Source organism: Cellulomonas sp. NPDC058312 (assembly GCF_042880135.1).
Taxonomy (GTDB): Bacteria; Actinomycetota; Actinomycetes; order Actinomycetales; family Cellulomonadaceae; genus Cellulomonas.
The window spans coordinates 924,164-948,164 of record NZ_JBHVZE010000002.1 but is presented as its reverse complement, the minus strand read 5'-3'; the positions used below and the strand labels follow the sequence as shown (position 1 = coordinate 948,164).

Here is a 24,001-nt window from a genome sequence, read left to right as displayed (position 1 = left end):
CCTGTCTCGGCGATCCTGCGGGCGGGGCAGGTCCGGGCGGGGCAGGTCCGGGCGGGGCAGGGTCGGGCGGGGCAGGTGCGGGCGGGGCAGCCCCGGTCAGTGCGCGACGAGGGCCGCCTCGGGCGCTGCGGTGCCGGCGGTGCGGGCCTCGCGGTCGCCGCGGGTGCGGAACAGCACGGCGGCGAGCACCGCTCCGCCCGTGAAGATGACCGCGGACCAGGCGTAGGCCGTGTCGAACGAGTGCAGCGCTGCGGCGGCCATGACCTCGGGCGTCGCGGGCGCGTGCGTGGTGACGTACGCCGTCGCGGCGGTCGCGGCCAGGGTGTTGAGCAGCGCGGTGCCGATCGCCCCGCCGACCTGCTGGCTGGTCGACACGAGCGCGGACGCGGCGCCGGCGAGCCGGGGCGGGACGCCGAGCGTGGCGAGCTGGAACGACGCGGGCATGATCGACGCCATCCCGACGCCCATCAGCACCAGGCCGGGCAGGACGTGCACGTAGGTGCTGTCGACCTCGAGCGCCTGGAACGACAGCATCGCGCCGGCCGCGAGCAGCATGCCGATCGGCACCAGCACCTTGGGCCCGAACCGGGGGATGAGCACGTTCGACTGGACCTGCGCGGTGACGATGATCGAGACGACCATCGGCAGGAACGCGAGCCCGGTGCGCATCGGCGTGTACCCGAGGGTCGACTGCAGGTAGTAGGTGAGGAACAGGAACACGCCGAACATGCCGGACCCGGCGACGAGGATCGCCAGGAACGACGCCCCGCGGTCGCGGTCCAGGACCACGTAGAGCGGCAGGACGGCGTTCGCGGCGGTGCGCTGCCGGACGACGAACCCGACGAGCAGCAGCACGCTGGCGACCAGCGGGCCCCAGGTGAGGGCGGAGTCCCAGCCCTGCGGCTCGGCCTGGGAGAACCCGAACACGAGCGCGAACAGGCCGACCGACCCGAGCAGCACGCCGGGGACGTCGAGGCGGTGGCCGGCGGCGCCGCCCGCGCGGGGCAGCAGCACCGTGCCGGCGACGAGCGCGACGGCGGCGATCACGACGTTGACGTAGAGGTTCCAGCGCCAGTCGAGGTTCTCGGTGAGGTAGCCGCCGAGCAGGAGGCCGATGGCGCCGCCCATGCCGGCGATCGCGCCGAAGACCCCGAACGCCCGGGCACGCTCCTTCGGGATGGTGAACGTCGTGGTGAGCACGGACAGCGCGGCGGGGGCGAGGACCGCGCCGAACACGCCCTGGAGCGCACGCGCGGCGACGAGCAGCTCGAACGAGGGCGCCGCGCCGCCGAGGGCCGACGCGGCGGCGAAGCCGATCAGGCCGACGAGGAACATCCGGCGACGGCCGAACATGTCGGACAGCCGACCGCCGAGCAGCAGCAGGCTGCCGAACGCGAGGGCGTAGGCGGTGACGATCCACTGCCGGTCGTTGTCGGAGAAGCCGAGCTCGGCCTGCGCGGACGGCAGGGCGATGTTCACGATGGTGGCGTCGAGCACGACCATCAGCTGGGCGAGGGCCACGGTCGCGAGGACGAGCCAGCGGCGGCGTCCGGCCTCGGGGGTGGCGACCGCGGCGGGGGCTGCGGGTGAGGACATGGGGGTGCTCCGGTGGTTCCGACGGTGGGGGATGCGACGACCGTAAACCAAGACCGGGCAGTTCCGGAACCCCCCGGTCTCGATTTGGTTCTCGCTGACGCGGCAGGCATGATGGCGGGGTCGAGAGGAGCCGGCATGCCCGCGCGCGAGGACGCCGTGACCGCAGACCCGCCCGTGCCCACCCGCCGGCCCGGCCGCCGCCGGGACGCCGGCAAGGACGACGTCATCCTCGGCGCCGCCCGGGCCCTGCTCATCGAGCGCGGCTACGACGGCATGACGATGGACGCCGTCGCGGAGCGCGCCGGCGCGGGCAAGGCGACCGTCTACCGGCGCTGGCCGTCGAAGGTGCAGCTCACCGTCGACAGCGTGCTGTGCAGCAAGCAGGTCACGATCGACGAGGTGCCGGACACGGGCTCCCTGCGCGAGGACCTGCTGAGCATCGCGACGATGGCGAGCCGGTTCAAGAACGACGAGCTGATGTCCGGGCTGCTGTCGGCGATCCGCGAGGAGGCCGAGGTCGCGGCGGTGTTCCACGAGCAGTTCGTGTCCGGCCGGGTCGGTCTGATGCGCGCCGTGCTCGAGCGCGCCCGGCTGCGCGGCGAGATCGCCGCCGGGGTCGACCTGGACATGGTCGCGGCCGTGGCGCCGGCGATGATCCACTACCGCAAGGCCGTCGCCCACCTGCCGCTGGACACGGCGTTCGTGGAGCGGCTGCTGGACTCGGTGATCCTGCCCCTCGCGTTCAGCCCAGCGCGCGCCGCGAGCTGATCACCCCGGTGTCGAAGCCGGCGAGGTGCAGCCCGCCGTGGAACCGGGCGTGCTCGATCTTCACGCACCGGTCCATCACGACGTCCAGCCCCGCGGCCTCGGCGCGCGCCGCGACCTCCTCGTGCCAGGACCCGAGCTGGAGCCACAGGGCCTTCGCCCCGACCGCCAGGGTCTCGTCCAGCACGGTCGGGAGGTCGTCGTGCCGGCGGAACACGTCCACCAGGTCGGGGACCACCGGCAGCGCGGCGAGCGACGGGTACACGGGCTTCCCGAGGATCTCGGTCTCGCGCGGGTTCACCAGGTAGACGTCGTACGGCGTGCTGGACAGCAGGTACGTCGTGACGAAGTACGACGCCCGGGCCGGGTTGTTGGACGCGCCGACGACGGCGACCGACCGGGTGCGCCGCAGCAGGGCCAGGCGCTCGGGAGCGGTCGGGCCCTGCCAGGTGCGGGCGGGGGTGCTCATCGGGTGGCCTCCGGGAGGGCGCAGGCGTCGGCGGCGACCGGCGCGGGGAAGCCCGGCGCGGACGCCGGTGCGGCGGGCGCCGGTGCGGCGGGCGCGGTGGCGGCCGTGAGCGCCTGGTCGAGGTCCCAGAGGATGTCCTCCGGGTCCTCGAGCCCGACGCTGATCCGCACCAGGTCCTCGGGCACACCGGCGACGGCCAGCTGCTCGGCGGACAGCTGCTGGTGCGTCGTCGACGCGGGGTGGATGACCAGCGTCCGCGCGTCGCCGACGTTGGCGAGGTGGCTCGCGAGCTGCAGGTGCTCGATGAACCGGCGCCCGACCTCGCGGCCGTCGCGGTCGGCGGTGGCGGCGAGCCGGAACGCGAACACCGAGCCGGGGCCGAGCGGCAGGTAGCGGCGCGCGCGCTCGTGGTGCGGGTGCGACGGCAGCCCGGCCCACTGCACCGCGGTGACCCGGGGGTCGGCCTCCAGCCACTCGGCGACGGTGCGGGCGTTCGCGAGGTGCGCGTCGAGCCGCTGGGGGAGCGTCTCGACGCCCTGGAGCAGCTGGAACGCGGACTGCGCGGACAGCGACGGGCCGATGTCCCGCAGCTGCTCGGAGCGCAGCTTGGTGAGGAACCCGTACTCGCCGAAGTTCTCCCACCACTTCACGCCGTTGTACGACGGGACCGGCTCGGTCATCTGCGGGAACTTGCCGTTGCCCCAGTCGAACCGGCCCGACTCCACGACGACGCCGCCGAGCGTGGTGCCGTGCCCGCCGAGGAACTTCGTCGCGGAGTGGATCACGATGTCCGCGCCGTGCTCGATCGGCCGCACCAGGTAGGGCGTCGACAGCGTGGCGTCGACGACCAGGGGCACGCCCGCCGCGTGCGCGACCTCGGCGAGCCCGGCCAGGTCGGCGACCTCGCCGGACGGGTTCGCGACGACCTCGGTGTAGACGACCTTGGTCTCGGGGCGGATCGCCGCGGCGTAGTCGGCCGGGTCGGTGCCCGCGACGAACGTCGTCTCGACGCCGAACCGGCGCAGGGTCACGTCGAGCTGGGTCACGGTGCCGCCGTAGAGCTGGGCCGACGCGACCACGTGGTCCCCGGCGCCGACCAGCGCGGCGAACGTGATGAACTCCGCGGCCATCCCCGACGCGGTCGCGACCGCGCCGATGCCGCCCTCGAGCGAGGCGATCCGCTCCTCGAGCGCGGCGACCGTGGGGTTGCCGAGCCGGGAGTAGATGTTCCCGTACTTCTGCAGCGCGAACAGGTTCGCGGCGTCGGTGGTGTCGGAGAACACGAAGGACGTCGTCTGGTAGATCGGCACCGCGCGGGCGCCGGTCGCGGCGTCGGGGACGGCCCCGGCGTGCAGGGCGCGGGTGCGGAACCCGAAGCGGTGTTCGGTCATGCGCGGGAGGCCTCCTCGGCGGCGGTGCGGTCGGTCGGCGGGGTCGTGGCTGGGGTCACCGTAGCGCCGGCGGCGAGCAGCGCGGCGACCTGGTCCACGGCCCACGGGTTCTGCAGCGAGGTGATGTCGCCGAGCGGTCGGCCGTCGTGCAGGTCGGCGAGCAGCCGGCGCAGGATCTTGCCGGACCGGGTCTTGGGCACCTCCGGCACCAGGACGACGTGCCGGGGCTTGGCGACCGGGCCGATCTCGCGGGCCACCTGCGCGCGCAGGTCCTCCCGCAGCGCGGCACCGGCGGCCCGCCAGGCGGCGACGTCCTCGACCGGGCCCGGCGGGACCGCGGGCACGACGAACGCCGCGACGGCCTGGCCGCCGACCGCGTCGGCCACGCCCGCGACGCCGGCCTCGCCGACCGCCGGGTGCGCGACGAGCGCGGACTCGATCTCGATGGTCGACAGCCGGTGACCCGCGACGTTCACGACGTCGTCCACCCGGCCGAGCAGCCAGATGTCGCCGTCGGCGTCCCAGGACGCGCCGTCGCCGGCCAGGAACCAGCCCTGCGCGGCGAACGGTCGCCAGTACGAGTCGAGGTAGCGCTGCGGGTCGCCCCACACGGTCCGGGCCATCCCCGGCCACGGGCGGTCGAGGACCAGGTAGCCGCCGGAGCCCCGCGGCACCTCGGTACCGGCGTCGTCGACGACCCGCGCGCCGAAGCCGGGCAGGGGCCGCGTCGCCGAGCCCGGCTTCAGGGTCGTCACACCGGGCAGCGGGGCGATCACGGCGGCACCCGTCTCGGACTGCCACCAGGTGTCGACCACGGGGGCGGCGTCGGCGCCGAACTGCGACCGGAACCAGACCCACGCCTCGGGGTTGATCGCCTCGCCGACGGTGCCGAGCAGCCGGATGCTCGACAGGTCGTGCCCGGCGGGCAGGCCGTCGGGGAACCAGGTCATGAACGTCCGGATCAGCGTCGGCGCCGTGTAGTAGACCGTGACGCCGTACCGCTCGATGACCTCGAGGTGGCGCTCGCGGTGCGGGGTGTCGGGGGTGCCCTCGTAGATCACCTGGGTCAGGCCGTTGCTCAGCGGCCCGTAGATCTCGTAGGTGTGCGCGGTGACCCACGCCAGGTCCGCGGTGCACCAGTGCACGTCGTCCTCGCGGGCGTCGAACACCGCCCAGTGCGTCCAGGACGCCTGCGTCAGGTAGCCGCCGGTGGTGTGCACCAGGCCCTTGGGCTTCCCGGTGGTGCCGGAGGTGTAGATGATGAACAGCGGGTGCTCGGCGTCGAAGGCCTGCGCCTTGTGCACCGGGCTCGCCGGGTCCACGACGTCGTGCCACCAGACGTCGCGGCCCGCGGTCCAGGCGACGTCCTGGCCGGTGCGACGCACCACGAGGACGTGCTCCACGTGGTCCAGGCCCGCGACCGCCTCGTCCGCGGCGGACTTCACCTCGACCGCCCGGCCCCGGCGGTACTGACCGTCGCTCGTCACCAGGAGCTTCGCGCCGGTGTCCTGCACCCGGAACCGCACGGCCTCCGCCGAGAACCCGCCGAACACCAGCGAGTGCACCGCGCCGATCCGCGCGATCGCCAGCGTCACGACGATCGTCTCGACGATCACCGGCAGGTAGACCACCACGCGGTCGCCCGGCCCGACGCCCAGGTCGGTCAAGGCGTTCGCGGCGCGGGACACCTCGCGCTGGAGGTCGGCGTACGTGTACGACCGGCGGTCGCCGCGCTCGCCCTCGGCGTGGATCGCGACCTTGTCCCCGCGCCCGGCGGCGACGTGCCGGTCGACGCAGTTCACCGCGGCGTTGAGCCGGCCGCCGACGAACCACTGCGCCTCGGGGACGGTCAGCCCGCCGTCCGGGCCGTCGACCGCCGGGGACCAGGTGTGCGCGGTGTGCCACGGCTCGGCCCACTCCAGCCGGCGCGCGGCGTCCTCCCAGAACCCGACCGGGTCCGCGGCGGCGCGGGCGAGCAGGCGCTCGTGGTCCGCGGGGCCGATGTTCCAGCTGCCGGCCGGGGCGTCGAACGCCCGGGTCTCGGTCTGCAGCGCGTCGAAGGTCCGGTTCGTCGTGGTCGTCATGCCCACCTTCTCAGGAGCGACTTCTCGGCCAGGCCGATCAGCGCGTCGGTCAGCTTGCCCAGCAGCGCGAGCAGGACGATCGCCAGGATCATCCGGTCGACGCGGCCGTTGTTGCCGGAGTCCATCAGCAGGAACCCCAGGCCCATCGAGGAGGCGATCAGCTCGGCCGCCACCAGGAACAACCACGACTGCGCGAGAGCGAGCCGCAGCCCGGCGACCACCGACGGCACCGCCGCCGGCAGCTGCACGACGCCCAGCAGGCGCGGGCCCCGCAGCCCGTAGGCCCGGCCCGCCTCGACCAGGTGCGCATCGACGTGCCGGAGCGCGGCGACGACGGTCGTGTACACGGGGAAGAACGCGCCGATCGCGATGAGGGTCAGCTTGGACTCCTCGCCGATCTTCATCCAGAGGATCAGCAGCGGGACCCAGGCCAGCGACGGCACCGCGCGGACCGCGCCGAGCGTCGGCTCCAGCAGCGCACCCGCCAGCCGGGAGAGCCCGACCAGCGAGCCGACCGCCAGGCCCAGCGCGGCGCCGATCAGGAACCCGAGCACCACGCGCTGGGTCGAGATCGCGACGTACTGCCCGAGCAGCCCGCGCTCCGCCAGGTCGACCGCGGCCGTCCACACCGAGGCCGGGCTCGGCAGCTGGTACGGCGCCACCAGGCCCGCGGACGTGACCCCCTGCCACGCCGCCAGCAGCAGCACCGGGAGCAGCAGCCCGAGCCCGGCCCGCACCGGCCGGCGTGCGAGGACGCCCCGGCGCAGGCGCGGGGCGCTTACCCCCGGGCTGAACGGGTTCAGCCCGGGGACGAGCCGGCCCTGACGGTCGGTCACGGGCGCGACGGTGCCGGCGAGGGTCGCCGCGGGCGCGTCGGTCATGTCGGTCTCCGTCCGGGGTGGGGGTCGGTCAGCCGGCGATGGTCGACGGGTCCGCGGCCTCGGCGAACGTCGGGTCGAGCAGCTCGTCCAGCGCGGCGTCGATCAGGTCCTGGCTCGCGACGTCACCGGACTCCACGAAGATCGGGCCGACCACCTCGAGCACGTCGCGCTGCGCGTCGCCCGGCACCGGGTCGATGTCCAGCGCGGTGCGCTCGGTGATGACGGTCTCGGCGACCGCCGGGTCGATGCCGGCGACGTCGGCGAGGATGCCGACGACCTCCTCGGGGTTCTCGATCGCCCAGGCGCGGGCCTTCTCGTACGCGTCGACGACCACCTGCGCCAGGTCGGGGCTCGCGGCGAGGAAGTCCTCGGTCGCGTTGAGGAACCCGTACGTGTTGAAGTCGACGTTCCGGTACAGGAGCGTCGAGCCGGCGTCGGCCTCGCTCGCGGCCATCAGCGGGTCCAGGCCCGACCAGGCGTCGACGGAGCCGTTCTCGAGGGCGGCCTTGCCGTCCGCGTGCTGGAGGTTCTGCACCTCGACGTCCGCCGGGTCGACACCCGCCTCGTCGAGCGCCTGCAGCAGGAAGAAGTACGGGTCGGTGCCCTTGGTCGCGGCGACCGACTTCCCGGCCAGGTCGGCGACGTCGGTGATCTCCGAGCCCGCCGGCACGACGAGCGCCGCCCACTCCGGCTGGGAGTAGATGTCGATCGTGCGGATCGGCGAGCCGTTGGAGCGCGCCAGCAGCGCCGCGGAGCCCGCGGTCGAGCCGACGTCGACCGCGCCGGCCCGCAGCGCCTCGTTCGCCTTGTTCGACCCCGCCGACTGGACCCACTCGACGGTGACGTCGTCGCCCAGGGTCTCCTCGAGCCAGCCCTGGTCCTTGATCACCAGGCTCAGCGGGTTGTACGTGGCGAAGTCGAGCGTCAGGGTGTCGGCGCTCCAGCCCTCGGCGTCGCCGGCGGCTGCTGTCTCCGGGGTGTCGGCCTGCGCCTGCGCCTCGCCCTCGCCGGAGACGCAGCCGGCGAGCAGCAGGGTCGCGGCGACGGCTGCCGCGCCGAGCGCGATCGGGCGGCGCGCGCGGGCGGCGGCGGTGGTGGGGCGGCGGGTCATGGTCGTCTCCTGTCGGGGGTGGAGCTCGGGTGGGGGGGTGGGTCAGATCTGGTGGTGCGGGTCGTGCACCGGGTGGTGGGTCGCGACGCCGAGCCCGTCGAGCAGCTCGGCCCGCAGCTCCGCCAGCCGGGCGTCCGCACGGTCCCGGGGCCGGGCGCCGGGCACCGTGATGACGGACCGCACGGAGGTGCCCGTCTCCTCGGGGGAGCCGAGCAGCACGACGCGGTCGGCCAGGTACAGCGCCTCCTCGACGTCGTGCGTCACCAGCAGCACCGTCGTGGGCTGCCGGGCGTGCACGTCCAGCAGCAGGTCCTGCATCCGCAGCCGGGTGAGGGCGTCGAGGGCGCCGAACGGCTCGTCCAGGAGCAGCACCCCCGGCCGGCGGGCCAGCGCCCGGGCGAGCGACGCGCGCTGCGCCATCCCGCCGGACACCTGCCGCGGCCGCAGGTCCGCGGACCCGGACAGCCCGACCAGGTCGAGCAGCCGCGCGACCTCCTCGCGGGCCTGCGCCCGGGGCGTGCCGCGCGGCAGGCCGAGCGCGACGTTGTGCGCCAGCGTCCGCCACGGCAGCAGCCGCGGCTCCTGGAACGCGACGGCGGTCCGCGCGTCGTAGGGGGCGACCGGGGTGCCGCCCAGCACGACGGCGCCCGCGTCGGGGGCGTCGAGGCCGCCGACCTGGCGCAGCAGCGTCGACTTCCCGCAGCCCGACGGGCCGATGACCGCGACGACCTCGCCCGCGGCGATCCGCAGGTCGACGTCGGCCAGCACGGCGCGCGGGCCCGTCGGGGTCGCGAACGTGCGCGCGACGCCGCGCAGCTCCACGGGGCGTGCGGTGGAGGTCGCGGCGGGGGCGGTGCTCAGCGCGGTCATGGGTGGGTCCCTGGGCGTCGGGCCTGGTGGGGCGCGGGGAGGGCGGGGAGCGAGGGCGGGTGCGTCCTGCGGGTCACGGCCGTGCGGGGCACGGGCGGCAGCCTGCGGGGGCACGGGCCGCGGCGGGGCAGGCGTCCGGAGTCCGACTGGGCGCGGGCTCGGCTGGGGCGCGGGCTGGGCCGGGGGACGTGCGCCGGTCGGGCCGGGGTGCTGCGGCGCGGGCGGCGCCGAGCGCGTCAGATGGACGCGGTCAGGCGGCGCGGCGGGCGCGCGGACAGCTCGCCGAGCGCCGACAGCATCGGCCGGCGGTGGGCATCGGCAGGCCCGGACGCGGGGTCGTGCGCGGGTGCGTCGACGGGGTCACGGGCTGCCTCCTCACGTTGTCTCGCCTGGTGAGACGCAAACGATCACGCCTCGGGATGCGGCCGACAGTAGCGCGCTCGGCGCCCGGGAACAACCCGCTGTCCACGCCCGACGCCCCGGCGCTCTCGCGCCGGCCGCTCCGCGCCCCGCTCCGCTCCGCGCCCGCCCGCGCCGCGCCCCGCCCCGCCCGCGCCACCCGCGCGACGCCCCCCGGGGGCGAGAGGTCACGACACGCGAGCGCACCGTGACCCGGGCCAGCGTGTCGTGACCTCTCGTGACTGAGGGCGCGGGTCGAGGCGCGGCGTGAGGACGCGGGGGAGTGACGCGGGCGCGGAGTGAAGGGGCGGGGTGAGTGGCGCGGAGGCGCATGTCGCGGGGGGCGAGAGGTCATGACACGCGGGTGCAAGGCGCCCCGGGCCAGCGTGTCGTGACCTCTCGCGGCTGCGCGGCTGCGCGGGTGCGCGGCTGCGCGGGTGTGTGTCGCGCGGGGGCGCAGCGTCGGGAGTCGGGCGGCGCGCACCGTACGCGCGGGTCAGCGGCGGCGTGCGCGGAGCGCGAGGTGCGTCGCGGTGCCCGCGAGCAGGCCCCAGAACGCCGCCGAGATCCCGCCGACCGCGATCCCCGACACCGTGACCAGGAACGTCACCGCCGCCGCCTCGCGGTGCGTCGCGGGGGAGAACGCCCCGGCGAGCGAGGACGCGAGCGTCCCCACCAGCGCGAGGCCCGCCGCTGCCGCGATCAGGCCCGCGGGTGCGGCGAGCGCCACCGCCGCGACGGCTGCCGACGCCGCGCCCAGCACGACGTACCCGAGGCCCGCCACCACGGCGGCGCGCCACCGGCGGCGGGGGTCGGGGCCGCCCTCGGGGCCGGCGGCGAGCGCCGCGCTGATCGCGGCGAGGTTGATCGCGTGCCCGCCGAACCCCGCGGCGAGCACGGTGCCCGCGCCGGTCACCAGCATCACCGGCCGCAGCGGAGCGGTGTAGCCGAACCCGGCCAGCACGGCGACGCCCGGGATGTTCTGCGACGCCATGGTCACGACGAACAGGGGCACCGCCACCGACACCACCGCCGACCAGCTGAGCGCCGGGGTCGTCCAGGTCGGCGACGGCAGGAGCGCGCCCGGGTCGAGGGCGCGGACCCCGGGCGACGCGACCGCCAGCGCGACCGCGAGCCCCATCGCCGCGGGTGTCGCCCACCGCGGGGAGAACCGCAGCAGCACCAGCCAGACCAGCACCACCGGGCCGACGAGGAGCGGCCGGTCGGCGACGGCCAGCACCGGTTGCAGGCACAGGTCGACGAGCACGCCGGCCAGCATCGCGTTCGCCAGCGGCACGGGGATGAGCCGCACCCACCGCTCGAGGCGCCGCCACAGCCCGACGGCCGCGAGCAGCACCCCGCAGAGCACGAACCCGCCGACGGCCTCGGGCCAGCCGCCGGCCGCGGTGCCGGTGGTCGCGAGCAGCGCCGCGCCGGGTGTCGACCACGCGACCGTGATCGGCAGCCGGGTGCGCCAGGCCAGCAGGACGGTGGCCGCGCCCATCGCGAGCGTCACGGCGAGCAGCCCCGACGCGGCCTGGGCCGGGGAGGCCCCCACCGCCCGCAACCCGCCGAGCACGACCGCGAACGCGCTGGTGAACCCGACCAGCGCGGTGACCAGGCCGGCGGCGACGTGGGTCGAGGTGTCGTGCGGTCCGGCGGGGGCGGCGCTGGCGGGCGTGGTCACGCGCCGGACCGTAGCGGACGCGTGTGTCGCCGCGGTTGCGCGTCCGTCAGGCAGCCCCGGCGTCCCCGAGCAGCCCCGCGATCACCGGCAGCTGCTCCGGCGCGGCCTGGACCAGCAGCGTCGTCACCGCCGTCGAGCGCCACGCCCGCGCCTGGTCCCGCACGTCCTCGGGGGTGCCGACGAGCGCGACGTCGCGGACCAGCTCGGTCGGCACGGCCGCGGCGGCGCGCGCCCGGTCCCCGGCGGCGTAGTGCGCCTGGATCTCGGTGCAGGCGTCGGCGTACCCGAGCCGGGCGAGGGCGTTCGCGTGGAAGTTGGCCCCCTTGGCGCCCATCCCGCCGGCGTACAGCGCCACGAACGGCCGGACCGCGTCGGCGGCGGTCTCGACGTCCGGCCCGAGCACCACCGGCACGGTCGCGGTGACCTCGAAGTCCTCCACCGGGCGGGTGCCCGCGAGCCGGCGGTCGAACCCGTCGGCGAGCAGCCCGCGGAACTCGTCGTCGAGCCGGGGCGTGTAGAACAGCGGCAGCCACCCGTCGGCGACCTCGGCGGTCAGGGCGATGTTCTTCGGGCCCTCCGCGGCGAGGTGGATCGGCAGGTCCGCGCGCAGCGGGTGCACCGTCGACCGCAGCGCCTTGCCGAGCCCGGAGCCCTCGTCCTCGGGCAGCGGCAGCCGGTAGAACGGCCCGCCGGCGCGCACGGGGCCCTCGCGGCGCAGCACGTCCCGGACGATCGCGACGAACTCCCGCGTCCGGGCCAGCGGCCGAGGGTACGGCTGGCCGTACCAGCCCTCGACGACCTGCGGCCCCGACACGCCCAGCCCGAGGGTGAACCGGCCACCCGACAGGTGGTCGAGCGTGAGCGCCGCCATCGCGGTCGCGGTCGGCGTGCGCGCGGCGATCTGCGCGACCGCGGTGCCGAGCCGCACCCGGGTGGTCGTCGCGCCCCACCAGGCCAGCGGGGTGAACGCGTCGGACCCGTACGCCTCTGCGGTCCACACGGAGTCCAGCCCGAGCCGGTCCGCGGCCTGCACCGCCTCCGCCGCCCCCGGCGGGGGGCCCGCCGACCAGTAGCCGGTGTGGTAGCCGAGCCGCATGCTGCCTCCCTCGTCGCGCGCTCGCCGGTGAGCGCGCCCGACGGACATGCTGCCGTGCGCGACGGCCGGGCGCGAGGGTGCGCGCGCCCCCGCGGGTATGTCACCCGACCGGCCCGACGGCGCCGCCGCGGCCGGGCGCGCCGGCGCTCTAGGGTGTGCCCAGGCGCGTACCCCTGCGCGCGCCGCAGGCACCACGGAAGGACCCCGCCATGCCCGGCGCCGTGCACCACATCGCCCTCGTGGCCCACGACAACAAGAAGGTCGACCTGCTCCGCTGGGCGGAGTTCAACCGGGGCACGCTGTCGCGGCACCACCTCTACGCGACGGGCACCACGGGCACCATGCTCGAGTACGAGCTCGGCCTGCCGGTGACGCGGCTGCTGTCCGGCCCGGTCGGCGGCGACCAGCAGATCGGCGCGAAGATCGCCGAGGGCGTCATCGACATGCTGGTGTTCTTCTGGGACCCGCTGGAGCCGCAGCCGCACGACCCCGACGTGAAGGCCCTGCTGCGGATCGCCGCGGTGTGGAACGTCCCGATGGCCGCGAACGCGGCGACCGCGGACATGCTGATCTCGTCGCCGATGATGTCCGAGAAGTGGACGGGCCGACCCGAGTTCGCCCCGCGGGACTGGGACGGCGGCACCCCGGTCGTCGCGGGCTAGATGTAGATCGCCGGGTCGTCGACGTCGGGCTCCGGCGGCGACTGGTCCGGGCGGCGCCGGACCGTCGCGGGGACGCCGACCGCCAGCGCGCCCGCGGGGACGTCCTTGAGCACGACGGCGTTCGCGCCGATCTGCGCGTCGTCGCCGATCCACACGGCGCCGAGCACCTTCGCGCCGGCGCCGACGACCACGCGGTCGCCGACGGTGGGGTGCCGCTTGCCGCGCTTCATCGTCTTGCCGCCGAGCGTCGCGCCGTGGAACAGCACCACGTCGTCGCCGATCACGGCGGTCTCGCCGACGACGACACCCATGCCGTGGTCGATGAACAGCCGGCGGCCGACGGTCGCACCGGGGTGGATCTCCACCCCGGTGACCGCGCGGGACACCTGCGACAGGAGCCGGGCCGGCAGGCGCAGGCCCGGCTCCCGCCACATGCGGTGCGCCACCCGGTGCACCCACACGGCGTGCAGCCCCGGGTAGGCGAGGGCGACCTCGACCCGCGAGCGGGCGGCCGGGTCGCGCCGCTGCGCGGCGTCCAGGTCCTCCCGCAGCGTGCGCCCGAACCGCCGCAGGCGTCGCCAGTGCGCACCGAGGTCGTCGGCGCGGGTGGCGGCGCGCGCCGGGGTCGGCACCGCGGGACCGGGCGTGCCGGGTCCGGTGGCGCCGCCCGGTCGCGGCAGGCGGGTGGTCGAGGTCATCGCGATCAGTCCAGGAGGTCGGCGTAGAGGATGGACGACAGGTAGCGCTCGCCGAACGACGGGATGATGACGACGATCAGCTTCCCGGCGTTCTCGGGGCGCTTGCCCAGCTCGACGGCGGCGTGCAGCGCGGCGCCCGAGGAGATGCCCACGAGCAGGCCCTCCTCGCGGGCGGCCCGGCGGGCGACGGTGACGGCGGTCTCGGCGTCCACGTCGATGATCTCGTCGTAGACGCCGGTGTCGAGGATCTCGGGCACGAAGTTCGCGCCGATGCCCTGGATCTTGTGCGGGCCGGGCGCGCCGCCGTTGAGGATCGGCGACTCCGCGGGCTCGACGCCCACGACCTGCACGCCGGGCTTGCGCTCCTTGAGCACCTGGCCGACGCCGGTGATCGTGCCGCCGGTGCCGATGCCCGCGACGAGGATGTCGACCTCGCCGTCCGTGTCGGCCCAGATCTCCTCGGCCGTGGTGCGGCGGTGGATCGCGGGGTTGGCCTCGTTGGCGAACTGCCGGGCCAGGACGGCGCCGGGGCGCTCCGCGACGATCTCGTTCGCGCGGTTGACCGCGCCCTTCATGCCCTCGGACCCGGGCGTGAGGATCAGCTCGGCGCCGTAGGCCCGCAGCAGCGCGCGGCGCTCCTTCGACATGGTCTCCGGCATGGTCAGCACGACGTCGTAGCCGCGCGCCGCACCGACGAACGCCAGTGCGATGCCGGTGTTGCCGCTGGTCGCCTCGACGATGGTGCCGCCCGGCTTGAGCTCGCCCGACGCCTCGGCCGCGTCGACGATCGCGACGCCGATGCGGTCCTTGACGGAGCTGGCGGGGTTGTAGAACTCGAGCTTGCCGACGATGGTCGCGCCGACGCCCTCGGTGAGCTTGTTGATCCGCACCAGCGGGGTGTTGCCGATGAGCTGCGTCGCGTCGTCGTAGATCCGTGCCATGTCCGGGTCCGTCCGTCCTGTGGGTTCCTACGGGTGGGTGCTGGGGTGCGCGCGGCGGTGCGGGGCCGCCGGGGGCGTCGGGGCGAGCGCTGGCGGGGCACCGGGTGCCCGTGGTCGCCGCGGGCGCCGACGTGCGGCGGGGCGGCCAGCGCTCTACAGACAGCGACAGGCGCGCGGGACGGGGCGGGCGGCGTGGCGCAGCCCGACGAGCACGGTGCGCGGCGCGGCGTGGCGCATGCCCGGCTCCTCTCCCGTCAGGTCGGCGTCGGAGCCGACCGGCCCGACAGTAGCGGTAACGCGCGGAGGGCGACAAAGATGCCCGGGGCCACCCGATCGGGTGGCACGATGCCGGGATGACGGTCGACGACGCCATCCCGGACGTGCTCGGCGGCGACTGGGTGCAGCGCACCCTGCACCTGCGCCCCGACGCGCAGGGCGACGCGGTGGCGACGCTGGTGCACCGGCGCGACGCGGGCGCCGACCGGGCGCGGCCCGCGGTGCTCTACGTCCACGGGTTCGTGGACTACTTCTTCCAGACCCACGTGGCCGAGGCGCTCGCGGACCGCGGGTACGACCTGTACGCCCTGGACCTGCGCGACTACGGCCGGTCGATCCGCCCGGGGCGGGAGCCGAACCACACCACCGAGCTCGCCATCTACGCGGAGGAGCTCGACGCCGCCGTCCGCCTCGTGCGCGCCGAGCACGACCAGGTGGTGCTGCTCGGCCACTCGACCGGGGGTCTCGTCGCGTCGCTGTGGGCGCACCACCGCCGGGCGCGCGGCCTGGTCGACGCCGTGGTGCTCAACTCGCCGTGGCTGGACGTGCGCGGGACGTGGCTGGAGCGCACCGTCCTGTCGTGGCTGCTGCTGCACGTCGTCGGCCGGGTCGCCCCGCGGCTGGTCGTCGCGCACGTCGGTGCCGACTACGGGGAGGCGCTGCACGCCGGCACCGGCGGGGAGTGGGCGTACGACCTGGCGTGGAAGCCGCACGAGGGCTTCCCGGTGCGGGCCGGGTTCGTGCGCGCGATCCGCCGGGGCCAGGTGGCGGTCGCGCGCGGCCTGGACGTCGACGTCCCGGTGCTGGTGCTCGCCTCCGACGCGTCCGGCCCCGACGACCGGTGGCACGACGGCCTGCTCACCACCGACTCCGTGCTGGACGTCGCGGACATGCGGCGGCTCGCGCCGCGGCTCGGGCCGGACGTCACGTACGAGGAGGTCGCGGGCGGGGCGCACGACCTCGCGCTGTCGCCGCTGCCCGCGCGGACCCGGTACCTGGACGCGGTGACGGCGTGGCTGGATGTCACGCTGGGTCGGTCGGGCGGCCCGGGGTCCGACCGCTAGAACAGCGGCCAGGGCACCGCGGGCATCTCGCCCTCGGGGCCCGGGAAGACGCCCTGGGCGAGCAGCCGGTCGCAGCGCGCGACGAGCGCGGCGACTTCGTCCGCGGCGAGCAGCCCCCCGAGCTCCCGCCCGAGGTCGCCGTCCAGCGCGGCGCGGACCCGCTCGACCCCGGCGCGCTCCTCGGCGTCCAGCGGGTCGCCGAGCCAACCCCACAGCACCGTGCGGAGCCGGGGCTCGACGTGGAAGGTCACCCCGTGGTCGACGCCGAGCCGGCGCCCGTCGGCCTGGGGCAGGACGTGGCCGCCCTTGCGGTCGGCGTTGTTCAGCAGCACGTCGAGCACGCACATCCGGCGCAGCGCGGGGGAGTCCTCGTGCACCAGCGTCACCGGGTCGCCCTGCTCGTCGCCGCCCTCGAGCACGGTGCGCCACCCGGTCGCGGGCACGGCGCCGGTGGGCACGACGTCGACCGGGTCCTGGTCGCGGTCGGGCTCCTGCCACAGCTGCACCATCCCGGGGCCCAGCGGCCCGTCGCGCAGCCAGGTGCGGGGCACGACACCCCAGCCGGTGGCCTCGGACACGCGGTGCGCGGCGACCTCCCGGCGCGCGAGCGTGCCGTCCGGGAAGTCCCACAGCGGCTTCTCGCCCGCCACGGGCTTGTAGACGACCCGGACGTCGCCGATCTGCGCGAGGAAGGTCGCGTTGGACGCGACGGTGATGCGTCCGACGACCTCGACCGGGTCGGCGTCCAGGTCCGGTGCGGTCACTGCAGCGGCGGGCAGACGTGGCCGTCGGGGTCCATCGGCCGACCGCACAGCGGGCACTCCGGGCGACCCGCGAGCACCACCCGGCGGGCGCGCTCGGCGAACGCACGGGCCGTGCCCACGGGCATCCGCAGGATCAGCTCCTCCTCGGGCACGAGGGTGCCCTCGCGCTCCAGGCGCTCGGCCTCCTCCTCGGACTCGACCTCGACCAGGGGGTAGGCCTCGACGACGACCTGCGCGGTGGACCGGTCGAAGCTCAGCCGCATCTGGCCGAGGCGGAAGTCCTCCTCGACGGGCTGCTCCACCGGGTCGTCGTCCAGCAGCTCGGGCAGCGCGCGCGGCGGCACGCTGAACCGGTTGTCGTCCTCGGTCATCAGGCCGTCGAGGATCTCGTCGATCTTCTCCGCGAGCGACGCGGCCCACTGCTTCTCCAGCGCGACGGAGGTGAGCCGGCGGCCGGTGCGGGCCTGCAGGTAGAAGGTGCGCGCTCCGGGGCGTCCGACGGTGCCGATGACGACGCGGTCGGGCCAGTCGTGCTCGTGGACGATCGTGCTCATGACCCCATGCTAGGAGCGCTCGCCCGCCCCGGCGCGTGGGTCGCCCGGACCGGCGCCGCCGCCGACCGGCGCGTCCCCCACCGGGGCGGCGGCGCGCAGCCACGACAGGTCGCCCGCGTCGGTGTTCGTGGCGACGACGTCGGGCCGGCTGCGGCCGTACCGGACGACGGAGACCGACGCCGGGCCGGCGCTGAGCCGCTGGAACAGGTCGAGGTGCATCCCGAGGGCGTCCGCGAGCAGCGCCTTGATCAGGTCGCCGTGCGTGACGACCGCCCACACCGCCCCCGGCCCGTGCTCGGCCTCCACGGCGGCGTCCTGCTCCCGGACGGCCGCGACCGCCCGGGCCTGCATCGCGGCGAGCGACTCGCCGCCCGGGAACGTCACCGCGCTCGGCTGCCCCTGCACGGTCGCCCACAGGGGCTCCGGCGCGAGGTCACGCAGGTGCCGGCCCTGCCAGGTGCCGTAGTCGCACTCCACGACGCGGTCCTCGACGCGCAGCGGCGTCCCCGGCGGCTGCCGGTCGAGGACCGCCTGCGCGGTCTCGCGGCACCGCTCCAGCGGGCTGGTGACGACCGCGACCAGCGGCACGTCCGCGAGCCGGGCGCCGGTGCGTGCGGCCTGGTCGCGGCCGACCTCGTCGAGGTGGACCCCGGGCGCGCGCCCGGCGAGGACGCCCTCGGTGTTCGCGGTGGTGCGCCCGTGACGGACGAGCAGGACGGTGGCCATGCGGCGAGCCTAGGCACCCGCCCGCCGGGTGCGCGCACCCGGCGGCCTCCGCGTGGGCTACCGTCGCCCGGTGCGGACGGCGGGAGTGGTCGGCGGCGGCCCGGCGGGGCTGATCGCCGCGGAGGTGCTGGCGACGGCCGGTGTGGCGGTCACCGTCTACGACCGGATGCCGTCGGTCAGCCGCAAGCTCCTGCTCGCCGGGCACGGCGGGCTCAACATCACGCACTCCGAGGACCGCGACCGGATGCTGCCGCGGTACGGGCGCGCCGCGGACCTGCTGGCGCCGATGGTCGACGCGTTCACCCCCGCGGACCTGCGCGACTGGTGCGCGGGCCTCGGCGAGGAGACGTTCGTCGGGTCCAGCGGCCGGGTGTTCCCGCGGTCGTTCCGGGCGACGCCGCTCGTCCGGGCGTGGCTGACGCGCCTCGACGGCCTCGGCGTGACGATCGAGAAGCGGCAGCGGTGGACCGGCTGGTCCGGCGACGCCCTCCGGTTCGCGGGCGTGGTCGACGGCGTCGAGCGCGAGGTCGCGCACGACGTGACCCTGTTCGCGCTCGGCGGTGCCTCCTGGCCCCGGCTCGGCGCGGACGGTGGCTGGATCCCGGCGTTCGAGGCGCGGGGCGTGGCGGTCGCGCCGCTGCGGGCCGCGAACGTCGGGATGCGCGCCGCCTGGTCCGCGCCGTTCGCGGAGCGGTTCCAGGGCGTGCCGCTCAAGAGCGTCGCACTGACCGTCCGCGGCCAGGGTCGGCCCGCGGTGCGCGGCGACGCGATGGTGACCCGCACCGGCATCGAGGGCGGTCCCGTCTACGCGAGCGGCGCGGCGGTCCGCGACGCGCTCGACGCCGACGGGCGCTGCGTCCTGGAGGTCGACCTGCGGCCCGACGTCCCGCTGGACCGGCTCGCGCAGCGGCTCGGCCGTCGACGGCCCAAGGACTCCCGGTCCACCTGGTTGCAGCGGTCGGTCGGGCTCGACCCCGTCGCGATCGGGCTGCTCCGGGAGGCGACCGGCAACGCCGTCCCCGACGACCCCGCCGCCGTGGCCGCGCTGGTCAAGGCGGTCCCGGTCGAGATCACCGCGACCATGCCGATCGACAAGGCCATCTCCAGCGCCGGTGGCATCCGCTGGTCGGAGGTCGACGACGACCTCATGCTCCGCGCGGTCCCGGGGACGTTCGTGGCGGGGGAGATGCTCGACTGGGAGGCGCCCACCGGGGGGTACCTGCTGCAGGCGTCGTACAGCACCGGGGTGTGGGCCGCGCGGGCGATGCTGCGGCGGCTCGCGGGCTGAGCGCCGCGGGGCCGCCTCGCCGGACGGGCCGGGGGAGGAACCAGGGAGCGGATGACGGGAATCGAACCCGCGTAGCCAGTTTGGAAGACTGGGGCTCTACCATTGAGCTACATCCGCGCAGGCCCGTGACGTACCCGGGCTGCCGGACCAGGGTACCGGGTCCGCGAGGGGGGTCCGTGCGTCACTACACTCTGGGCCGTACGGGATGTGGCGCAGGTTGGTAGCGCGTCCGCTTTGGGAGCGGAAGGTCGGGAGTTCGAATCTCCCCATCCCGACTCGCGCTCCCTCACCACCCGCCCGGGTCGGACCGGTCGGCGGCCGGCCCGTCCCCGGGTCCGCTCCCGCCTCGGCGCGTCCTCTCTCTCGCCCGGTGTCGCCCGGCGCCCCGGTGTGCCACGATAGGTAGACGAGTTCGTCTACCGAGGGGTCGTCATGGCGGAGCAGCAGGCAGAGCACGGCCGGGAGATCGGGCGGAACGCCGGGCGGGTGGGCCTCGGGGCGCTGCTGGCGTTCGCGGGCACCAGCCACCTGACGTTCGCGCGCGAGGAGTTCCAGGCGCAGGTCCCCGAGTGGTTCCCGGTCGGCGACGACGCGGTGGTGCTCGGGTCCGGGGTGGTGGAGATCGCGCTCGGCACCGCCCTGGTGCTCGCGCCGAAGCAGCACCGGGCGAAGGTCGGCTGGCTCGCGGCGGCGTTCTTCGTGGCGATCTTCCCCGGCAACATCTCGCAGTACGTCACGCACACCGACGCGTTCGGGCTCGACACCGACGCCAAGCGCCTCGCCCGGCTGCCGTTCCAGGCGGGCCTGGTCGCGTGGGCGCTGTGGGGGACCGGGGCGTGGCGCGCGTGGCGCCGGTCCCGCGCCGCCCGCTGACGGTCCTGGTAGCGGACACCCGCAGGGGGTAGCGCCGGGACGCCCGGTGCGCGGATCGTGGTCCGAGAGCAGGACGATCCGAGGGGGCGGGGCGATGTCCGGGACCGGTCTGGACGTGCAGCAGCAGGAGCGGGCCCGGGCGCGCGTCGCCGAACGCACACCGGAACGGGTGGCCGCGTGCGCCGCGCTGCGGGAGGGGCCGTTGCTCGCGGTGAACGACCCCGGTCGCGCGGCGCTGCGCGTCGACCGGGTCAGCCGGTACCGGACCGGGACCGACGGGGTCCGAGCGGCCGCCCCGGGCACGGCCGAGGACCTGCTGCGCGCCGCCGCGGAGCGCCTGGACGCCGACCCGGGCACGGCGCCCGCGGTGCTGCTCGAGGCGGTGGTGAACACCCCCGACTTCCTGCCCGCGCGCTACCTGGAGGACGGCGCCGTCGCGCAGCGGGCCGTCGGCCGGGTCGAGATCCGCGACGCCACGGGCGACGTGCTCGGGCACGGCACCGGGTTCCTGGTGTCGCCCCGCCTGCTGCTGACCAACCACCACGTGCTCCCCGACGCCGCGACCGCCGGGTCGAGCGTCCTGCAGCTCGAGTTCCAGGAGGGCGGGGACGGGCGCCCGCGCCCGGTGACGACGGTCGGGCTCGAGCCCGCCGCGCTGTTCGTCGCCGACCCGGAGCTCGACTTCGCCCTGGTCGCGGTGGCGGACCCGGCGCGGACGGTGCCGTTCGGCTGGCTGCCGCTCACCGCCGCGCAGGGCACGGTGGTGATCGGCGAGGCGGTGACGATCGTGCAGCACCCCGGTGCGCGGCCGAAGGAGGTCGTCCTCCGCGAGAACGAGCTCGTGGACATCGCCGAGCAGGTGCTGCACTACGTCGCGGACACCGAGCCCGGGTCGTCCGGGTCGCCCGTGTTCAACGACCAGTGGGAGGTCGTGGCGCTGCACCACGCGAGCGTCCCGAGCCCGGACGCGGACGACGCCTACACGGTCGTGAACGAGGGGATCCGGATCAGCCGGGTCCTGGCGCACCTGGCCCGGGTGACGGTGGGCGGCGCGCAGCGGGCGCTGCTGGACGGGCTCGGGACGGCGCCGACGGTGCCGGAACCGCCGGTGCGCGGGGGAGAGGGCGCCACGCTCGGCCCGGCGTCGGGCGACGCCCTCGCGTCGGTGACCGTCGACGTCCCGCTCCAGGTCACCGTCACCGTGCGGGCGGGTGCGTCGACGGGCACGTCGTCCGGCGCGGCGCCCGCGACCGCCGAGCCGCGCGGCACCGGCCCGGCCCCGGACGCCGAGGCCCGCGCGGTCGACCAGGACTACGCCGACCGCCGCGGCTACGACCCGGACTTCCTCGGCGTGCCCCTGCCGCTGCCCGGGCCCGGCCGGCACGCCGCCGCCGCGGGCGACCCGCTGCTCTACCACCACTTCACCGTCGTCCTGCACCGGACCCGGCGGCTCGCGCTGCTGGCCGCGGTGAACGTGGACGGCGCCGCGCTCGACCCGCCCGTGCGGTCCGGCGACCGGTGGATCCTCGACCCGCGGGTGCCCCGCGAGGAGCAGACCGGGGCCGAGGTGTACCGGGACAACGCCCTCGACCGCGGCCACCTGGTCCGGCGCGTCGACCCGGCGTGGGGGCCGCTGGCGCTCGCGGCGAACGACGACACCTTCCACTACCCGAACTCCGCCCCGCAGCACAGCGCCGTCAACCAGGGCTCGCGGTTGTGGCTCGGGCTGGAGGACCACGTGCTCGGCATCGCCACCCGGGACCGGCTCCGGATCAGCGTGGTCAGCGGCCCCGTGCTCGCCGACGACGACCCGCCGTACCGCGGGGTGCTGCTGCCGCGGCAGTTCTACAAGCTCGTGGCGGTGGTCGACGACGACGGGCGGCTCGCCGTCACCGCCTACCTGCTCAGCCAGGTGGACCGGCTGCCGGGGGTGCTCGCGCAGGAGGGCGCGTTCGGGCCGTACGAGACGTTCCAGGTGCCGGTGGCGACGGTCGCGCGCCTCACGGGACTCGACCTGGACGTGCACGCGGCGGCCGACCCGCTCGCCGGGCAGGAGGCGGCCGGGGCCGCGCGCCGGCTGCGCACCTACGCGGACGCGGTGCTTTGGCGGCGGAACAGGCAGGTGCCGTAGGATCGGGGGCCGGTGCGCGCGTCCAGTCATGCCCGCACGCGCCGGAGCGTGCCGCCCGAAGCGGGGCGTGTCCCGCCCCGTCGGCGCGCCGAGCGCCGCACGCCGGACCCCCGGCGCAGACCGTCCGAGCAGTTGGAGATCACTGAAGTGAAGAGCGCCGTCGAGACCCTGGAGCCCACCAAGGTCAAGCTGACCGTCGAGGTGCCGTTCGACGAGCTCAAGCCGAGCATCGATCACGCCTACGAGCACATCGCCGAGCAGGTGACCGTCCCCGGCTTCCGCAAGGGCAAGATCCCGCCGCGCATCATCGACCAGCGCGTGGGCCGCCCCGCCGTCATGGAGCACGCCGTCAACGAAGGCCTGTCCGGCTTCTACGCCGAGGCCGTCCGCGAGCACAAGCTGCGCCCGCTGGGTCAGCCCGAGGTCGACGTCACCAAGGTCCCCGGCCTGGTCGCCGGCGACCAGGGCGACCTGGTCTTCACCGCCGAGGTCGAGGTCCGCCCCGAGATCGAGGTCCCCGCGCTCGACGGCCTGTCCGTCACGGTCGAGGGCCTCGAGGTCACCGACGAGGACGTGCAGGGCCGCCTGGACGCGCTGCGCGAGCGCTTCGGCACCCTGGTCGGCGTGGACCGCCCGGCGGCCGAGAAGGACTTCGCCGTGATCGACCTGGTCGCGAAGATCGACGGCGAGGAGGTCGACACGGTCTCCGGCGTCTCCTACCAGATCGGCTCGGGCAACATGCTCGAGGGCCTGGACGAGGCGCTCACCGGCCTGTCGGCCGGCGAGACCACCACGTTCGAGACCGTCCTCGTCGGCGGCGACCACGCGGGCGAGACCGCCCAGGTCACCGTCACCGCGACCTCCGTCAAGGAGCGCGAGCTGCCCGAGGCCGACGACGACTTCGCCCAGATGGCGTCGGAGTTCGACACGGTCGCCGAGCTCCTGGCCGACCTCCGCGAGCAGGCCGGCAAGGTCCGCGCGCAGAACCAGGCCGTGACCGCCCGCGACCTGCTGCTCGAGCAGCTGCTCGCCCAGGTCGAGATCCCGGTCCCGTCCGGCGCCGTCGAGGCCGAGGTGCACCGCCACCTCGAGTCCGAGGGCCGCCTGGAGGACGACACGCACCGCGCCGAGGTCACCGAGCAGGCGACCACCGCGCTGACGAACCAGATCCTCTTGGACACCCTGGCCGAGAACCTCGAGGTCAAGGTCAACCAGGGCGAGCTCGTCGACTACCTGGTGAGCGCGTCGCGCCAGTACGGCATGGACCCGAACACGTTCATCCAGACCGTCGACCAGCAGGGCCAGATCCCGGCGATGGTGGCCGAGGTCGCGCGCTCGAAGGCGCTCGCCGTCGCGCTGCGCCGCGTGGCCGTCGTGGACGCCGCCGGTGCGCCCGTCGACCTGAGCGAGTTCATCGGCTCGGACGAGGACGACGCCGCGCAGAACGCGCTGGAGGAGGCCGTCACCGAGGCCGCCGCCGAGGGCACCGAGGCCGACGCCAAGGCCTGACCCCCGCACCACGAGGGCCCCGCACCGCTCCGGCGGCGCGGGGCCCTCGCACATCCCCACCCCCCCGGGCCTTCGGCGGTCGAGGTCGAGGGGGGGGGGAAGTGGCGGCTGGACACAAGCCCGTAGAGGAAGAGGATGAACCTGCAGATCACGGTCGGGGGGTTCT

General features: G+C 75.6%; 21 protein-coding genes and 2 tRNA genes. 8 read left to right on the top strand and 15 right to left on the bottom strand.

The window, feature by feature from the left end:
- Nucleotides 1–96 precede the first annotated feature (96 nt).
- The gene (locus ACFVXN_RS08875; RefSeq protein WP_389230441.1) at nt 97–1,596 is read right to left on the bottom strand and encodes an MFS transporter; all 1,500 of its coding nucleotides are present in this window, start codon (nt 1,594–1,596) and stop codon (nt 97–99) included.
- 135 nt (nt 1,597–1,731) lie between these two features.
- Between ACFVXN_RS08875 and ACFVXN_RS08870 the strand changes: the two genes are divergently transcribed.
- Nucleotides 1,732–2,364, top strand: a complete 633-nt coding sequence (locus ACFVXN_RS08870; RefSeq protein WP_389230438.1) for a TetR/AcrR family transcriptional regulator — start codon at nt 1,732–1,734, stop codon at nt 2,362–2,364.
- On the opposite strand, the gene ACFVXN_RS08865 is transcribed toward ACFVXN_RS08870, so the two are convergent.
- The 8 genes from ACFVXN_RS08865 to ACFVXN_RS08830 form a co-directional block, all read right to left on the bottom strand.
- On the bottom strand, nt 2,339–2,830 hold the full coding sequence (locus ACFVXN_RS08865) for a CoA-binding protein (protein WP_389230435.1): 492 nt from the start codon (nt 2,828–2,830) through the stop codon (nt 2,339–2,341). The genes ACFVXN_RS08870 and ACFVXN_RS08865 overlap by 26 nt on opposite strands.
- Nucleotides 2,827–4,221 carry an O-acetylhomoserine aminocarboxypropyltransferase/cysteine synthase family protein gene (locus ACFVXN_RS08860; protein WP_389230432.1) on the bottom strand — a complete coding sequence of 465 codons (1,395 nt, stop codon included), beginning with the start codon at nt 4,219–4,221 and terminating at the stop codon, nt 2,827–2,829. The genes ACFVXN_RS08865 and ACFVXN_RS08860 overlap by 4 nt, the downstream gene beginning before the upstream one ends.
- Nucleotides 4,218–6,305 carry an acetate--CoA ligase gene (gene acs, locus ACFVXN_RS08855; protein ID WP_389230429.1) on the bottom strand — a complete coding sequence of 696 codons (2,088 nt, stop codon included), beginning with the start codon at nt 6,303–6,305 and terminating at the stop codon, nt 4,218–4,220. The genes ACFVXN_RS08860 and acs overlap by 4 nt, the downstream gene beginning before the upstream one ends.
- Nucleotides 6,302–7,186, bottom strand: a complete 885-nt coding sequence (locus tag ACFVXN_RS08850) for an ABC transporter permease (protein WP_389230426.1) — start codon at nt 7,184–7,186, stop codon at nt 6,302–6,304. Before ACFVXN_RS08850 ends, acs begins: the two co-directional genes overlap by 4 nt.
- A gap of 28 nt (nt 7,187–7,214) precedes the next feature.
- Nucleotides 7,215–8,297 carry an aliphatic sulfonate ABC transporter substrate-binding protein gene (locus ACFVXN_RS08845; RefSeq protein ID WP_389230423.1) on the bottom strand — a complete coding sequence of 361 codons (1,083 nt, stop codon included), beginning with the start codon at nt 8,295–8,297 and terminating at the stop codon, nt 7,215–7,217.
- 42 nt (nt 8,298–8,339) lie between these two features.
- Entirely contained in the window at nt 8,340–9,167 is an 828-nt protein-coding gene (locus tag ACFVXN_RS08840) for an ABC transporter ATP-binding protein (protein WP_389230420.1), read from the bottom strand.
- A gap of 895 nt (nt 9,168–10,062) precedes the next feature.
- Nucleotides 10,063–11,253, bottom strand: coding sequence for a benzoate/H(+) symporter BenE family transporter (locus ACFVXN_RS08835; RefSeq protein ID WP_389230416.1), 1,191 nt, complete (start codon nt 11,251–11,253; stop codon nt 10,063–10,065).
- Between the two features lie 46 nt (nt 11,254–11,299).
- Nucleotides 11,300–12,349, bottom strand: a complete 1,050-nt coding sequence (locus ACFVXN_RS08830; protein WP_389230413.1) for an LLM class F420-dependent oxidoreductase — start codon at nt 12,347–12,349, stop codon at nt 11,300–11,302.
- Nucleotides 12,350–12,558: 209 nt separating this feature from the next.
- Here ACFVXN_RS08830 and ACFVXN_RS08825 point away from each other — a divergent pair, with 209 nt between their 5' ends.
- Nucleotides 12,559–13,011 carry a methylglyoxal synthase gene (locus ACFVXN_RS08825; protein WP_389230410.1) on the top strand — a complete coding sequence of 151 codons (453 nt, stop codon included), beginning with the start codon at nt 12,559–12,561 and terminating at the stop codon, nt 13,009–13,011.
- On the opposite strand, the gene epsC is transcribed toward ACFVXN_RS08825, so the two are convergent.
- The gene (gene epsC, locus ACFVXN_RS08820; protein WP_389230407.1) at nt 13,008–13,709 is read right to left on the bottom strand and encodes a serine O-acetyltransferase EpsC; all 702 of its coding nucleotides are present in this window, start codon (nt 13,707–13,709) and stop codon (nt 13,008–13,010) included. The two genes, ACFVXN_RS08825 and epsC, sit on opposite strands and share 4 nt — an antisense overlap.
- A 5-nt stretch (nt 13,710–13,714) precedes the next feature.
- A complete protein-coding gene (gene cysK, locus ACFVXN_RS08815; RefSeq protein WP_389230404.1) occupies nt 13,715–14,650 on the bottom strand; it encodes a cysteine synthase A in 936 nt (311 codons plus the stop codon).
- Between the two features lie 353 nt (nt 14,651–15,003).
- On the opposite strand from cysK, the gene ACFVXN_RS08810 reads away from it, so the two are divergent.
- Nucleotides 15,004–15,990: an alpha/beta hydrolase gene (locus tag ACFVXN_RS08810; protein WP_389230401.1), complete on the top strand. Its 987-nt coding sequence runs from the start codon at nt 15,004–15,006 to the stop codon at nt 15,988–15,990.
- On the opposite strand, the gene ACFVXN_RS08805 is transcribed toward ACFVXN_RS08810, so the two are convergent.
- Genes ACFVXN_RS08805 through ACFVXN_RS08795 form a run of 3 tightly spaced genes read right to left on the bottom strand, consistent with a single transcriptional unit; the run spans nt 15,987 to nt 18,034 of the window.
- Nucleotides 15,987–16,754: an SCO1664 family protein gene (locus tag ACFVXN_RS08805; RefSeq protein WP_389230398.1), complete on the bottom strand. Its 768-nt coding sequence runs from the start codon at nt 16,752–16,754 to the stop codon at nt 15,987–15,989. The two genes, ACFVXN_RS08810 and ACFVXN_RS08805, sit on opposite strands and share 4 nt — an antisense overlap.
- On the bottom strand, nt 16,751–17,308 hold the full coding sequence (locus tag ACFVXN_RS08800; RefSeq protein WP_389230395.1) for a DUF3090 family protein: 558 nt from the start codon (nt 17,306–17,308) through the stop codon (nt 16,751–16,753). Before ACFVXN_RS08800 ends, ACFVXN_RS08805 begins: the two co-directional genes overlap by 4 nt.
- Before the next feature lie 9 nt (nt 17,309–17,317).
- Nucleotides 17,318–18,034 (bottom strand): MSMEG_4193 family putative phosphomutase, encoded by a 717-nt coding sequence (locus tag ACFVXN_RS08795; protein ID WP_389230392.1) that lies wholly within the window; start codon nt 18,032–18,034, stop codon nt 17,318–17,320.
- A 70-nt stretch (nt 18,035–18,104) separates the two neighbouring features.
- Here ACFVXN_RS08795 and ACFVXN_RS08790 point away from each other — a divergent pair, with 70 nt between their 5' ends.
- On the top strand, nt 18,105–19,322 hold the full coding sequence (locus tag ACFVXN_RS08790) for a TIGR03862 family flavoprotein (RefSeq protein WP_389230389.1): 1,218 nt from the start codon (nt 18,105–18,107) through the stop codon (nt 19,320–19,322).
- Between the two features lie 46 nt (nt 19,323–19,368).
- Here the strand turns inward: ACFVXN_RS08790 and ACFVXN_RS08785 are convergent.
- Nucleotides 19,369–19,439: transfer RNA gene (locus tag ACFVXN_RS08785), tRNA-Gly, on the bottom strand.
- A gap of 84 nt (nt 19,440–19,523) precedes the next feature.
- Between ACFVXN_RS08785 and ACFVXN_RS08780 the strand changes: the two genes are divergently transcribed.
- The 4 genes from ACFVXN_RS08780 to tig all read left to right on the top strand — a co-directional run bounded on the left by ACFVXN_RS08780 (nt 19,524) and on the right by tig (nt 23,835).
- Nucleotides 19,524–19,597, top strand: a tRNA-Pro gene (locus tag ACFVXN_RS08780).
- Nucleotides 19,598–19,754: 157 nt separating this feature from the next.
- Nucleotides 19,755–20,195 (top strand): hypothetical protein, encoded by a 441-nt coding sequence (locus ACFVXN_RS08775; protein ID WP_389230386.1) that lies wholly within the window; start codon nt 19,755–19,757, stop codon nt 20,193–20,195.
- 94 nt (nt 20,196–20,289) lie between these two features.
- Entirely contained in the window at nt 20,290–22,326 is a 2,037-nt protein-coding gene (locus tag ACFVXN_RS08770; RefSeq protein ID WP_389230384.1) for a DNA/RNA non-specific endonuclease, read from the top strand.
- A 147-nt stretch (nt 22,327–22,473) separates the two neighbouring features.
- A complete protein-coding gene (gene tig, locus ACFVXN_RS08765; RefSeq protein WP_389230542.1) occupies nt 22,474–23,835 on the top strand; it encodes a trigger factor in 1,362 nt (453 codons plus the stop codon).
- Nucleotides 23,836–24,001 lie beyond the last annotated feature (166 nt).

Excerpts from the sequence above, each read along its gene's own strand:
- cysK (WP_389230404.1), bottom strand. The coding sequence starts at position 14,650 with ATGGCACGGATCTACGACGACGCGACGCAGCTCATCGGCAACACCCCG.
- ACFVXN_RS08770 (WP_389230384.1), top strand. The coding sequence starts at position 20,290 with ATGTCCGGGACCGGTCTGGACGTGCAGCAGCAGGAGCGGGCCCGGGCG.
- ACFVXN_RS08845 (WP_389230423.1), bottom strand. The coding sequence starts at position 8,297 with ATGACCCGCCGCCCCACCACCGCCGCCGCCCGCGCGCGCCGCCCGATC.
- ACFVXN_RS08830 (WP_389230413.1), bottom strand. The coding sequence starts at position 12,349 with ATGCGGCTCGGCTACCACACCGGCTACTGGTCGGCGGGCCCCCCGCCG.
- ACFVXN_RS08860 (WP_389230432.1), bottom strand. The coding sequence starts at position 4,221 with ATGACCGAACACCGCTTCGGGTTCCGCACCCGCGCCCTGCACGCCGGG.
- ACFVXN_RS08800 (WP_389230395.1), bottom strand. The coding sequence starts at position 17,308 with ATGAGCACGATCGTCCACGAGCACGACTGGCCCGACCGCGTCGTCATC.
- ACFVXN_RS08775 (WP_389230386.1), top strand. The coding sequence starts at position 19,755 with ATGGCGGAGCAGCAGGCAGAGCACGGCCGGGAGATCGGGCGGAACGCC.
- ACFVXN_RS08795 (WP_389230392.1), bottom strand. The coding sequence starts at position 18,034 with ATGGCCACCGTCCTGCTCGTCCGTCACGGGCGCACCACCGCGAACACC.
- epsC (WP_389230407.1), bottom strand. The coding sequence starts at position 13,709 with ATGACCTCGACCACCCGCCTGCCGCGACCGGGCGGCGCCACCGGACCC.
- ACFVXN_RS08825 (WP_389230410.1), top strand. The coding sequence starts at position 12,559 with ATGCCCGGCGCCGTGCACCACATCGCCCTCGTGGCCCACGACAACAAG.
- ACFVXN_RS08870 (WP_389230438.1), top strand. The coding sequence starts at position 1,732 with ATGCCCGCGCGCGAGGACGCCGTGACCGCAGACCCGCCCGTGCCCACC.
- ACFVXN_RS08850 (WP_389230426.1), bottom strand. The coding sequence starts at position 7,186 with ATGACCGACGCGCCCGCGGCGACCCTCGCCGGCACCGTCGCGCCCGTG.
- ACFVXN_RS08840 (WP_389230420.1), bottom strand. The coding sequence starts at position 9,167 with ATGACCGCGCTGAGCACCGCCCCCGCCGCGACCTCCACCGCACGCCCC.
- ACFVXN_RS08875 (WP_389230441.1), bottom strand. The coding sequence starts at position 1,596 with ATGTCCTCACCCGCAGCCCCCGCCGCGGTCGCCACCCCCGAGGCCGGA.
- ACFVXN_RS08865 (WP_389230435.1), bottom strand. The coding sequence starts at position 2,830 with ATGAGCACCCCCGCCCGCACCTGGCAGGGCCCGACCGCTCCCGAGCGC.
- acs (WP_389230429.1), bottom strand. The coding sequence starts at position 6,305 with ATGACGACCACGACGAACCGGACCTTCGACGCGCTGCAGACCGAGACC.
- ACFVXN_RS08810 (WP_389230401.1), top strand. The coding sequence starts at position 15,004 with ATGACGGTCGACGACGCCATCCCGGACGTGCTCGGCGGCGACTGGGTG.